Raw genomic sequence first — 12,263 nt, 5'->3', positions numbered from 1 at the left:
AAATACTTTATTTAGGAAAGAAGGCATTATAAGTGGCAGCAAATCTAGAACAGTTAACTGATCAACTTATTTCTATTCGTAGAAATTTACATGAGAATCCAGAATTATCCTACGAAGAATTCAAAACGACGAAAGCTATAAAGAATTGGTTGGAAGAGAAAAACATTACGATTATAAATTCTAATTTAAAAACAGGCGTTATTGCTGAAATTTCGGGGAATAGTAACGGACCGCTTATAGCAATCCGTGCTGATATTGATGCCCTTCCTATTCAGGAAGAAACAAATTTATCCTACGCTTCAAAAATCCATGGAAAAATGCACGCTTGTGGGCATGATTTTCATACAGCTGCTATTATAGGGGCTGCTTATTTGCTAAAAGAAAAAGAATCTTCTCTTAGCGGAACTGTACGCTTTATATTCCAGCCAGCTGAAGAAAGTAGTAATGGTGCTTGCAACGTCATCGAAGCCGGGCATTTACGTGGTGTACAAGCTATTTTCGGTATGCATAATAAACCTGATTTACCAGTAGGTACAATCGGTATTAAAGATGGTCCACTGATGGCTGGAGTTGATCGATTTGAAATTGAAATTCACGGAGTTGGTACACATGCAGCTGTACCAGATGCTGGGGTAGACCCTATTGTCGCATCTTCTCAAATTGTGATGGCACTCCAAACAATTGTAAGCCGAAATATAAGTTCTTCACATAATGCCGTCGTTAGTGTCACAAACATCCACTCAGGAAATACGTGGAACGTTATTCCTGAAAAAGCAACGCTGGAAGGAACTGTACGTACATTTCAAAATGAAACACGTGAAAAGATTCCTGCGCTAATGAAACGTATTATTCAAGGGGTTTCTGATGCATTAGGTGTAAAAACAGAATTTCGTTTTTATGCAGGTCCTCCTGCTGTTCATAACGATACATCCCTAACAAACTTATCGACTCAAGTTGCAGAAACTATGAATTTAAATATCGTCTCTCCTACCCCGTCAATGGCCGGAGAAGATTTTTCTTTTTATCAACAAGAAATACCTGGTTCCTTCGTCTTTATGGGAACAAGTGGTACACACGAATGGCATCATCCCGCTTTTACAGTAGATGAGCGAGCATTACCTATAAGTGCAGAATACTTCGCTTTGCTAGCTGAAAGGGCACTTAAACAATTTGCATAAAAAAGGAGCCGTTAAGACATATTTAACGGCTCCTTTTTTAAGTTAAATCACGTTTTAAAAATACTGTATAGGAAATGATTAAAAATACAAATAAATACAGTAATAACATACATGATGCAAACGGGAACGTTACTCCATCAATAACGCTTCCATTCTTTGCAATACTATATAAATCTGTGTTTGCTGGCAATAAATATTTCGCCCAATCATATCTAGTTGCTGCTAGTAATGCGATGTTTCCTGATAAAGCAAGAAATAGTGAAATACCAATCGCCCCTCCGCTAGATCTTGTTAGCACAGAAATCATAAACGCAAACGCTGCGTACACAATCGTCGGCAACCACGATAAAATATAATACTTACTAGCTTCTACAAAAATATTTTGTTTTATAATATTTCCATCTTGGAAAATAAACTCGCTCCATGCAGGCTGCTGGAATTTATAAATAACCAGTCCACATAAAATGGAGAAAATCATATTAAATATAAACAATAATGCTGCAAATATGACAATTGCTAAAAACTTAGCTGTCAAAATTTTAAAGCGACTCGCTGGTCGTATTGTTAAAAATTTATATGTTCCCCAGCTATATTCATTCGCAAAAATTGTACTTGCATACACGAGGATAAACGGAAGTAATATTGGAAATACGATAAAGCCTGTATCTCTCATGAAAGAAAGTGGAGAACTACTTGCCGGTGCTGTATCTGTATCTAAATGCTTCATCTTAAGCTGATATTCCTTTACAAGCTCATCCCCAGATCGTTCCGCTAAAATTGCTTCTTTTTCCATGCCTAGCTTTTTCTCAATTTCTACAGTTCGTTCTGTATAATCAGCTTTCCATCCTTTTGTTTCCGGCTCCAAATACTTTACAGTAACCCATCCTAATCCGATTATTAATACTGCAATAACTGCAAATGGAATAATCGTTCGCTTTCGCTTAAATATTTTATACAATTCGTTATACACTAAATTAAACAATATCTTTTCCCCCTGTTAATTCTAAAAATTGCTCTTCTAACGTTTTTCTTTCTTCATATACACGATATACTTGAATGTTTTTCTCAAGCAATGTACGAATAACATTTGGGATTTCTTCATCTTTTACATGAATAAGTAAATCATTACCTTTTATTAAAACATCTTGGTCTAACATTTCCGCCGCTTTATTCGCATCATCTACGCGTATACGGATTGGCTCCATCTCTTCACTTTGATGATGCTGAATATTTTGCGTCGCGACATATTCTCCGTGCTGAATAATGATAACTCTATCACACATTAGTTCAACTTCTGAAAGTAAGTGACTAGATACAAGAACAGCTTTTCCTTGTTCATGTGCAATTTTCTTTATGTACATTCTCATTTCATGTATTCCACTAGGATCTAATCCATTCGTTGGTTCATCTAATATCAATACATCAGGATCGTGAATAAGCGCTTGAGCAATTCCTAATCGTTGTCTCATACCGAGTGAATATGCTTTTACTTTGCGATCAATGACTTGTCCCATACCTAGCAGTTTCACTACTTCATCGATACGTTCTTCTGTAACGTTACCATTCATGCGTCCGAAATATGTTAAATTCTCATAGCCACTCAAAAACGGATAAAATTCCGGTGTCTCAATTACCGCTCCAATTTTCGAGGCAGTACTTTCAAATTGCTGTTTTACAGATTGACCATCAATCCAAACTTCGCCCTCTGTCATACGAATCATACCGACCATCATTCTCATTAAAGTCGTTTTTCCAGCACCATTTGGTCCAAGCAAACCAACTACTTCACCTTTTTTAACTTCGAAACTAATATTTTCTACAAGTGTCTTTGAACCGATTCGCTTCGTTAACCGCTCAACCTTTACAATCGATTGTTCATTTGTCATGCTATACAACCTTTCCTTCCCATTCTTTGTCAGGTCTTTACACTGTAACATGATTATTTTTATGTGTAAAATGGAAAAAGGCATGATTTCTCATGCCTTTTCTTTAAACTGAAATGAATTTTCATCTTGTAAACTTTGAACAAATCGAATACATTGCACCATCGATAATAGAAGGATAACAATCATAATTATACTCACTACTACTATTGCATATATTGTAATCGGTGCACTATTTATCCCTTGTATTCCTGTTATTTTCATAAAGATAATCGTAAATAATTTTAAAAATAACATCCCATTAACTAATCCAAAAACAAACGCTGCTCCATAAATAAATAATTGCTCCTGACATAATAAACATAGTACATCATTTCTCTTCCTATTCTCTGCTACATAAGATTTAATTTCTTCTTTCCTCGCTTGCAAAAGAGAATAAGTCATTTTATATGTAATAAACGTACATATGAAAATGACTACGATAAACAACGTGTAAAAACACATTTGAAATAAAAGTGTAGTCCCTAATTCCCCAGCAACTACTTCATTAAATTGTAGCGATATCATAAAAAACAAAATCATAATACTCATAGCAATCCACATAAATTGCTTCATCCTTTTGGTAGCAAATGTTCTTATATTTTTTCTCGCTAACCGACATAAAGACATAAAATTCTTCCCCTACCTTATTACATACGCATTCTATACTACTAGTGTATAAAAATATGACATTTTAAACATCACACTACAATCGGAATTTTCTCTAAGTCTTTAGTCCTAGAAAACAAAAATGAACATGTTTATCTCTTTCGTATAGAACTAAAAAAAGAACACTAAAGCGGAAATGCAATTACATTTCCGCTTTAGTGTTTAACGAGGTGTAATTTTTAATAACTTAATTAATCTCATCCTCAACTTCTATTCTTTTCTTCTCTCTTGCAATTTTTAAAAACTCTAAAAGCTCTGGATTGCTATTCATTTTTTTATAAGCGACTGACATTTCTGCAACAAAATTAGAATCATATAGCTCTTTATATACAACTTCGGTTTTATATAATTTATTTGCCGATACCGGTATTACTGTAATTCCAATCCCTGCTGCTACAAGTCCCATAACTGTTTGATATTCCGTTGCTTCTTGCACAATACGCGGGCTAAATCCAACTTCTCTACAAAGGGATAAAATTGTATCATACAAAGCTGGCCATACTGGTCTCGTAATAAATACAAACGGTTCATCCCGTAAATCTTCTATATGTATTTCATCTTTCTCTGCAAGTGGATGAGCCTTCGGTAAACATAAAGTACAAGATAGTTTTTGAATTGGCTCTAATTCTAATAATTGTGTCGGGATTGGTGGACGCAAAAATCCAATATCAATACGATTATCATGAAGTGCATGCACTTGATCTGGAGTAGATAATTCATGTAATGCAACAGATACCCTCGGAAATTTCTTTCTATACTCCCTTACGATAGATGGTAAAATATCATATATCGCCGCACCTACAAAACCAATTGAAAGTGAGCCCACTTCTCCCCTTTGGGCACTTTGTGCAATCTCTACAGCTTTTTCAATTTGTTCAAACGCTTTTTTTACTTCTTTCAAAAACATTTCTCCAGCTTCTGTTAATTCAACCTTTCTCTTCGTTCTTGAAAATAACATAACTCCCATTTCTTTTTCTAATTGCTGAATTTGTTGACTAAGCGGTGGTTGTGTCATTTGTAAACGAGCAGCTGCTCGTCCAAAGTGTAACTCCTCTGCCACTACAACAAAATATTGCAAATGCCGTAATTCCATTTTGGACACCCTTTTCCATTTCAATTAATACGTCTAATATATTAATAACATATAATTTATATATTAGACAAATTTTTCGAATGAACGTATAGTAGAAATTGTTAATTCTTTTTTACAATTTTTATGTAAAAAAAGAAAGAGGGGGTTACTGTATGAAATGGTGGAAATTAAGCGGACAAATTTTACTATTGTTTTGTTTCGCTTGGACAGGTGAATGGATTGCAAAACAGGCACACCTCCCAGTTCCAGGAAGTATTATTGGTATTTTTTTATTATTAATTTCATTAAAATTTAACCTAGTGAAAAAAGAGTGGATACAGGACGGTGCAGACTTTTTATTAAAAGAACTTATTTTATTTTTCATTCCTTCTGCAGTCGCTGTCATACGCTACAAAGATACACTATCACAATATGGAATCGATCTCATCTTAATTATTATGATTAGTACACTTTGTGTCACTCTCGTTACAGGACTCTTAACAGAATTGCTACTAAAGCGGAAAGGATCCGTGTAATGATCGGCTTTCTTTGTTTACTATTAACACTATTCACATATTGGATATCGAAGAAAATGTATCAACGCTGGAATTGGAGCCTACTTTCTCCTCTTCTCGTCTGTCCTATTATTTTAATCGCTTTATTACTCGGACTAGACACATCTTATGAAACATATGAAACTGGAGGCCACTGGTTAACAGAATTATTAAAACCTGCAACAGTTGCTTTCGCGTGGCCCATCTATAAATACTTTGATTTACTCAAGAAACATGGAATAGCTATTTTACTTAATGTCATTGTCGGTTCGTTTCTATCAGTTATTACTTCAGCACTACTAGCAAATTATTTTCAAATTGATTCGTCGTTAGAACATAGTTTAGCACCTCATATTGTAACGACACCAATTGCAATGGCTATTTCAGAAATGATTGGTGGTATGTCACAATTAACAGCAGTATTTGTTGTTTTAACTGCGTTAACAGGAGCATTGCTCGGACCTTCTCTCATTCGTATATGCCGTATAAAAACAGCAATTGCAAAAGGTATTATGTTAGGAACAAGCGCAAATGGAACCGGTACATCAAAAGCATTCGAAATCGGTCCTGTAGAGGGAACAATCGCAAGTTTATCTATGCTTTTAACAGCAGGAGCTAGTTTAGTTATCGTTCCGCTTTTCTTATCGTGGATACATTGAAAAAGCAAGTGTTCAAACACTCGCTTTTTTATTTATGTATTTGTTTAAAATCTCATAATCCTCCGGGAAAGATAGCGTTAATTCCTTCATTTCCTCTATCCCCTTCCAAGCAATTTCATGTATTAACTCATCAGGATCTTGGATTTTCATTCTACCGCCTATTTTTTTACGACATAATAATGAACGTATACAGGAACCCCGTATGTAATCCCTTCTTTTTCGTATATTTTACTTACAACTTCCACATTGTAACCTGTTTCTTCCCAAACTTCTCGGATACAACATTCCTCTAGTGTTTCTCCTTTTTCAAGTCCTCCACTTGGGACGGACCACCTTTTTTCTTCACCCTTTTGTCCTTGCAATACCATTAAAACTTCATTTCTTTCATTTACACATACTGCTGCACAACCTATCCATCTTTCCATATATATCCCTCCCCTACTACTATTCGTCTCCTTTTTTATTTTCTCCTTGAAAAAAGAGGAAAAAAGGAAAACAATGACGAAAATTTACATCAACTTCATAGGCAGTTCCTTCTTAGCAATTAAAAACGGAAGGATGAAAGCATGATTTCTAAATATGTTGTGGAATGTGTCTTTTGTGAAGAAAATCGAAAACCTCGCCAAGCTATCGTCACAGTTCCTGCTACTACTCAGATACTAGCCATTGCAAAAGTGCGTGCAGAATGTAAACGTCGTTTCGGAAAAACTTTATTATTACAAACAGAAATTAAAGAAGAAATAGTTTTTGAACAAAAAGAAAGCTGACCATAAATTGGTCAGCTTTCATATCCGATCATATTTTCACATGAAGATTAGGGGCATCCTCTTTAAGGATCGGGATTTTCCCATTATGTACGTTCCATAATGGTCATCGAACAATATATTTCTATACAATTAAATATTGAATAGAATAGGGCAAAACTTGTTCGCATTTTTAGAAAAGGGATAGGGATATAATTCAAGTAGTACTTCGAATACTCGAACTTTACACTCATTATATTAAAGCAAATCCTTTTATATGGGAAATATGAATTACTTACATAATTCATTCGTAAAACATATTAGTTTGCTATATTATTTTCATTCCATTAATAGCATACATCCAGCGAAAACTGGTGTCATAATCATTGAAAACTTCAAAAGCATACGTGGTGCATAATTTGTAAACTTCGCACCGATATAAGCTCCTAACATCGTCCCAATTAATACTTGCAATAATAATATATAATCTAGATACCCTTCTGAACTATACCCTAACCCACCCCCAATCGCAATGGGCAATATAACAAGCATTGTTGTTCCTACAGATTGCTGAATCGTCAATCCTAATAGAACCATTAATCCAAGTTGAATAAATGGTGCAGAACCAATCCCAAATGAACCAGCCATCATTCCAGTGACTAATCCAAGACATATACATTTCATTATGTTCTCTTTCGAAAAATCTTTAATCTCTGCTAAAAGTAACTCTTCCCTATTTTGAAACTTAATTAATTTAATAAACATAAAAATTGCAGATAAAAATAACATCCCAGCTGTAAACCAATGAAGAAGATGTCCTGGTATAAGTGAACCGATATAAGAACCAAGCGCTCCACATCCCCCAACAATCCCGCCTATAGTAAGTACTACATTTCCTTCACGATAATGACTTATAACCCCAGATAATGTCGTAAATGCCATAGCAGTTAAAGACGTTGCAAGTGCAACGTGAATAGGAATATGGAATACTAAAGTGAGTATCGCGATAATGAACCCGGCTCCCCCAGCTCCAACAAACCCTAATAAAATCCCCATTACTAACATCGTTATAATAATTGCCACATACTCTCCCTCCAGTAAGGCAATTATCCACCATATTCTTTCTTCTACACAAATAAAAAGCATCCATCTAGGATACTTTTCATTTCAATACTATGTACTTAATCTTGATTAATCAAAATAACCGCGGGGCCAGCGACTACTACTCCAGCTACTTCGATTTTTTCAAATTCCTTTACTGTAATAGATATAACGCCTTCTCTTTCCATCAATTCTTTACTCAGGACATCAGTCGGTATAGCTTTCACCGTCTTACCTCCTTTTCATTTATACAATATGCAAAAAACAACTTAACGCATCTATATATATGCATCACCTCCGCTTTCATTCCTTATTCCCTTCAAAACCCTTCTCTCCCTTCCGTAACGTATTGAAAAATAAAAAAAGCACTCGCAATCGCGAATGCTTTTTCATTATTTACTTTCTATTACTTTTAACATTCTATTAATAAATGCTGCCGATTCTCCACGCGTTGCAGAACCTTTCGGCATAAATTCATTATTTTCATTTCCTTTTACAATACCTAATCCATAAACACGTTGTACAGCTTGTTTATCATATGCTAAATCTTGATCTGAAAATGGTAACGAGACTAAGTTACCTTTAATTTTTTTATATTGCAGTGCACGGTCAATCATGATAACAGCTTCATCTCGTTTAATCATATCGTTTGGAGCAAATATACCATTTCCTCTACCACTTATTATCCCAGCACTTGCTGCACGATTAATACCATCTATTAGCGATGGATGTGCTGTATTTAAGTCATTAAAATTCGATGATCCTTCAGGTAGCTGCAATGATCTTGATATTAAATTTGCAAATTCACCACGTGTCACAAGGCGCTCTGGCCAATAAGAACCTTTTCCATCTCCAACCATAATACCGCGCTTATCTAATTCACGAATGTCTGCTTCATACCAACCACCCGTTATATCATCTTTATGGTTCGCATCATAATAAACTTTCGTTCCTTGCAAGAATGGTTCCCACCCATTATTTTTAATCATAATGGCTGGACAAATCTTCCCACTCCAAAATTGATGTTTTTTCACATTTTCTAAAGGAATATTTAATTCCCCCATTAAATAAGCTGCTAGTTTACGAGCATTTTCAACAGCTTTATTATAATCACCATCTTCGTTTACAGCAATTTCAATCGCAATTGATTCTCGATTCCCAGTTCCTTCTGCTCCATCTCCTGCATGCCAAGCATTTTCGTTTAATGGCAGGTGTTGATAAATCTCTTTATCGTCTACCGTAAAGTGCCACGACGCTGAACGATCTTCCGTTCCTATTGCTTGGTTATATAAATATATCGCATGGTTTCTAGCATTTGCCCCAACATTATAATTATCGGTCTCATGAATCGTAATATACTTCGGGTTCATCGCATAACCTGGACGAATATTTTCATTTCCTTTTGGTACAATCATTTCTTTTAAAGGTACACCATAAATATCCGTTGTTTTCTCTTCTATTGGCGCAGCATACATAGCTGCTGCACGTTTTGTACGTGTTGGTGCTGCATCTTGTATAAGTGAAGCTTTTGTTCCTTCAAATTTTGCTGAAGGTGAATGAATCCATTTCATCTCATTATTTATTTTTACTTGGAACCATTCTCCCGCCTGTCCAATTGCTTGAATAGTTTGCGGCTCCAGTACATTTTCTTCTTTGTATGAAGTAAATGGTTCAGAGTAAGTAGAGCTTTCTTCATTAATAACTAACTTTTCACTTAATAACGGGTGAATTTCTTTAACCTCTACATTTCCATCACTATTTTTTATCCATCCCGTTCCCGATGAAGTTTGAACATAGTAAGCGTTTCCTTTTCTCTTCTCAGCTTTTACGACTTGATTCGAAATACGAATCCCTGTCTCTTTTTGAAAATTACTAGAATCGTATAAAGGTACTTCTTTCACTATATGTACAAGAAACTCACCTTGCACTTCACTTCTTACTCCTTTATCTTCCCCTCGACCATCTTCATCTTTCATATGGTTTTCAATACTTTTTAAAGCTTGTTCATCAGATGAAACTGTAACAGTTTTTCCAAGTTCATTAGCGTAGGAATAGTTTGGAATAGTTACCATACTAAATACAATTGATGCAGCTAAAACATTATAAAATCCTTTTTTCATCATACTACTTAACACGCATATCATTAAATTCGTGTTAAAATTCCCCTCCTCAACCAAAATATAGATTATCTACTAAACTATTAAGCAACATAACCATTTACAATATAACAGACTCATTCCAATTCGTATAGATAGGAATGACTACTATTTGCCTACATTTACTATATTGGAATATAAAAAAGAAGCTATAATATATAGCTTCTCTCTACGGTTCTTTAATCGGTATGCACCTTATATTCCAAAACTTTACCATCTCTATCAAATTGTAAAACAAGATGTTCACTATCTATGCGAATAAAGCCACGTTCAGTTCCAAGATAGTACGAAGTGATAACCCCGTTTTCTCCATTTCTCGTTTCAGTAGGCGTTCCTAATAATTGTGTAATTTCTTCATTTGATTTTCCTGTTAATTTATATTTTTGCAATAGATCATCTACCATATGTACCCGTTTATCTTCAGCATGTAACCACCGATCTTGGTTAAAATTGGAAGTGTACGTATTCATACTTAATTGTGCAGTACATACTACTAACGGAATAAGTGCTACTATTAATACTCCCGACATTTGCTTCTTTTCTTCATTACGATTTTTAGCAACATATAAGATCGACTTTTGAATTATAACTAATAAAACAAATGGCATGACTATTATAAAAATGCTCGTTACACTTAATGACGTATGAGCCATACCAATAATAAACATAAAAGCAAGATACATGAGTATATACAAACAAATATAAACATACAAAATACCCCTTAATATAGCACTCAGAAAGCCCACCTCTTTTTAATTCATTATATAATTCATTCGATTAATGGTTTCTCGAAGTTTTTCTAACTCTTGACCTGTATATATTACTTTCCCCGTTAAGAATTCATTTCTGAAAAACGATACAAGTTGCTCTCTATCTTTTAATCTCGGCGTTTTTTCTTCAGAAAGATCTAACACTTCTTTCCCATTCTCATTATAAAAATATACAATCGGATTTATGTTTTCCTTTACAATATCAACTTGCATTTCTTTCAAACAATTGTATAGAATATGAGATAGTTTCTTCGCTCTATATACTGGGTTCCCGTCATTTTTCACTTGTATCGTTAATGAATCTTCACCTGTAATATATTCAAACGTCTCTTCTTTCTCTATCTCTTGTTGATACTTGCCAATTTCATCAATCATAAATGAATATGTACTAGCATTTTCTTTCGTTAAGCCATGAATTAATTTCCCTGTCCATTCTTTCGTTTCAAGTACATACATACCCGTTTTACTTAAAACAAGATGATGAATTCGAAAATCATTTCTTCCATGCTGATTTCTCATAAAAACATTCGGCATAATATGAAATTCATTATCTAGTATTATGCCTTGCTCTACGAAGCCACGCTTCATATACTGTAATGTTTCGTGTGTACTCACTTCGGCTCCATTTTTCGTATACTCTCGCAAATCTGCAATTAACTTTTGAAACATATGTATTTCGTTACTATGTTTTTCTTGCATTTCACTGCGTTCTTTACTATGTTGCACAGCTAATTGATTTTTCATCATACGCATATTTTCAAGTTCTCTCGCTGCACTTATTTGTAAATCATTGTATTTTTTCTGTTCCATATTTTTTAATGTATTTTGCTGCTCTTTATGTTCTGTAACCGTAGCTGCAATTTCATTTTCGTACGTTTCAATTGCTTGTTTTTTTTCAAATTCCGCTTGCTGACTCTCTGATTCTAGCTGTTTATTTTTATAAAACAGCACGAATACTGCAGCTAATAATAATAAAATTACACCTATTAGCACATATTCCATATTTTTTCTCCTTTATTGCATTTCCAATTATTTTTATAAACATCCATTATATTATACTATGCTTTTAATATACACTTTGTAAAAATTACATATTTATAATAAAAGGCATCTCAAGCGAGATACCTTTTACGTTCATTTTATTGTACACTATACTGAATATAACTCGGATCATAGTATATCCATTCGCTTTCACCTAAAGCAAGCCAACTATCTTGTTCGTCCAAAACTTCATATGATTCTCCTCTATTTAGCTGACGGATTACATTTGAATGTAAAGATGGTCCACCCCATAAATTTACATTATCGCCATTAATTACAGTAACACCATAGACTGCAGTAGCACTACTGGGCAGGGAAACATTTCCACCACCATTTGTTCCATTTCCTTGCAAAGCTTCTAATGAAACCGCTGCTGTGACGACGTTTATACTATAGAC

Annotated in this window: 13 protein-coding genes and 2 pseudogenes; 4 read left to right on the top strand and 11 right to left on the bottom strand. The window is 34.5% G+C overall.

The window, feature by feature from the left end:
- The first annotated feature begins 32 nt into the window (after window positions 1-32).
- Entirely contained in the window at window positions 33-1,178 is a 1,146-nt protein-coding gene (locus tag RCJ96_RS24220) for a M20 peptidase aminoacylase family protein (protein WP_416503879.1), read from the top strand.
- A 37-nt stretch (window positions 1,179-1,215) separates the two neighbouring features.
- Here the strand turns inward: RCJ96_RS24220 and RCJ96_RS24215 are convergent, their stop codons facing one another.
- The 4 genes from RCJ96_RS24215 to alsR form a co-directional block, all read right to left on the bottom strand.
- Window positions 1,216-2,160, bottom strand: coding sequence for an ABC transporter permease (locus RCJ96_RS24215; RefSeq protein ID WP_416503880.1), 945 nt, complete (start codon window positions 2,158-2,160; stop codon window positions 1,216-1,218).
- Window positions 2,153-3,064, bottom strand: a complete 912-nt coding sequence (locus tag RCJ96_RS24210) for an ABC transporter ATP-binding protein (RefSeq protein ID WP_270794159.1) — start codon at window positions 3,062-3,064, stop codon at window positions 2,153-2,155. The genes RCJ96_RS24215 and RCJ96_RS24210 overlap by 8 nt, the downstream gene beginning before the upstream one ends.
- A 90-nt stretch (window positions 3,065-3,154) precedes the next feature.
- Entirely contained in the window at window positions 3,155-3,730 is a 576-nt protein-coding gene (locus tag RCJ96_RS24205; protein ID WP_000050622.1) for an FtsX-like permease family protein, read from the bottom strand.
- A 226-nt stretch (window positions 3,731-3,956) separates the two neighbouring features.
- On the bottom strand, window positions 3,957-4,862 hold the full coding sequence (gene alsR, locus RCJ96_RS24200; protein ID WP_000423226.1) for an acetoin biosynthesis transcriptional regulator AlsR: 906 nt from the start codon (window positions 4,860-4,862) through the stop codon (window positions 3,957-3,959).
- A 152-nt stretch (window positions 4,863-5,014) separates the two neighbouring features.
- On the opposite strand from alsR, the gene RCJ96_RS24195 reads away from it, so the two are divergent.
- Window positions 5,015-5,377, top strand: coding sequence for a CidA/LrgA family holin-like protein (locus RCJ96_RS24195; protein ID WP_416503881.1), 363 nt, complete (start codon window positions 5,015-5,017; stop codon window positions 5,375-5,377).
- Window positions 5,377-6,054: an LrgB family protein gene (locus tag RCJ96_RS24190; RefSeq protein ID WP_000578957.1), complete on the top strand. Its 678-nt coding sequence runs from the start codon at window positions 5,377-5,379 to the stop codon at window positions 6,052-6,054. The genes RCJ96_RS24195 and RCJ96_RS24190 overlap by 1 nt, the downstream gene beginning before the upstream one ends.
- 12 nt (window positions 6,055-6,066) lie before the next feature.
- On the opposite strand, the pseudogene RCJ96_RS24185 reads toward RCJ96_RS24190, so the two are convergent.
- Window positions 6,067-6,479, bottom strand: a pseudogene (locus RCJ96_RS24185) (NUDIX hydrolase).
- Window positions 6,480-6,620: 141 nt separating this feature from the next.
- On the opposite strand from RCJ96_RS24185, the gene RCJ96_RS24180 reads away from it, so the two are divergent.
- Complete coding sequence (locus RCJ96_RS24180; RefSeq protein WP_074608398.1) at window positions 6,621-6,821, top strand: DUF3903 domain-containing protein; 201 nt, start codon at window positions 6,621-6,623, stop codon at window positions 6,819-6,821.
- Between the two features lie 315 nt (window positions 6,822-7,136).
- Here the strand turns inward: RCJ96_RS24180 and RCJ96_RS24175 are convergent, their stop codons facing one another.
- The 6 genes and pseudogenes from RCJ96_RS24175 to RCJ96_RS24150 form a co-directional block, all read right to left on the bottom strand.
- On the bottom strand, window positions 7,137-7,880 hold the full coding sequence (locus RCJ96_RS24175) for a sulfite exporter TauE/SafE family protein (protein WP_416503882.1): 744 nt from the start codon (window positions 7,878-7,880) through the stop codon (window positions 7,137-7,139).
- A gap of 98 nt (window positions 7,881-7,978) precedes the next feature.
- Complete coding sequence (locus RCJ96_RS24170; protein WP_000644411.1) at window positions 7,979-8,125, bottom strand: BC1881 family protein; 147 nt, start codon at window positions 8,123-8,125, stop codon at window positions 7,979-7,981.
- Between the two features lie 165 nt (window positions 8,126-8,290).
- Entirely contained in the window at window positions 8,291-10,018 is a 1,728-nt protein-coding gene (locus tag RCJ96_RS24165) for an S-layer homology domain-containing protein (RefSeq protein ID WP_416503915.1), read from the bottom strand.
- A 215-nt stretch (window positions 10,019-10,233) separates the two neighbouring features.
- Window positions 10,234-10,800, bottom strand: a complete 567-nt coding sequence (locus RCJ96_RS24160; protein WP_270794156.1) for a hypothetical protein — start codon at window positions 10,798-10,800, stop codon at window positions 10,234-10,236.
- A gap of 6 nt (window positions 10,801-10,806) precedes the next feature.
- Window positions 10,807-11,826, bottom strand: a complete 1,020-nt coding sequence (locus RCJ96_RS24155; RefSeq protein WP_147790982.1) for a nuclease-related domain-containing protein — start codon at window positions 11,824-11,826, stop codon at window positions 10,807-10,809.
- Window positions 11,827-11,975: 149 nt separating this feature from the next.
- Window positions 11,976-12,245: pseudogene (locus RCJ96_RS24150) on the bottom strand (SH3 domain-containing protein); the annotation flags it as partial.
- Window positions 12,246-12,263 lie beyond the last annotated feature (18 nt).

Source organism: Bacillus sp. BSL6, assembly GCF_052928345.1.
This window is presented reverse-complemented; position numbering and strand designations above follow the sequence as displayed.

Bases quoted from the DNA above. Each gene is read 5' to 3' on its own strand.
- RCJ96_RS24210 (WP_270794159.1), bottom strand. From the start codon at position 3,064: ATGACAAATGAACAATCGATTGTAAAGGTTGAGCGGTTAACGAAGCGA.
- RCJ96_RS24205 (WP_000050622.1), bottom strand. From the start codon at position 3,730: ATGTCTTTATGTCGGTTAGCGAGAAAAAATATAAGAACATTTGCTACC.
- alsR (WP_000423226.1), bottom strand. From the start codon at position 4,862: ATGGAATTACGGCATTTGCAATATTTTGTTGTAGTGGCAGAGGAGTTA.
- RCJ96_RS24195 (WP_416503881.1), top strand. From the start codon at position 5,015: ATGAAATGGTGGAAATTAAGCGGACAAATTTTACTATTGTTTTGTTTC.
- RCJ96_RS24190 (WP_000578957.1), top strand. From the start codon at position 5,377: ATGATCGGCTTTCTTTGTTTACTATTAACACTATTCACATATTGGATA.
- RCJ96_RS24180 (WP_074608398.1), top strand. From the start codon at position 6,621: ATGATTTCTAAATATGTTGTGGAATGTGTCTTTTGTGAAGAAAATCGA.
- RCJ96_RS24165 (WP_416503915.1), bottom strand. From the start codon at position 10,018: ATGAAAAAAGGATTTTATAATGTTTTAGCTGCATCAATTGTATTTAGT.
- RCJ96_RS24155 (WP_147790982.1), bottom strand. From the start codon at position 11,826: ATGGAATATGTGCTAATAGGTGTAATTTTATTATTATTAGCTGCAGTA.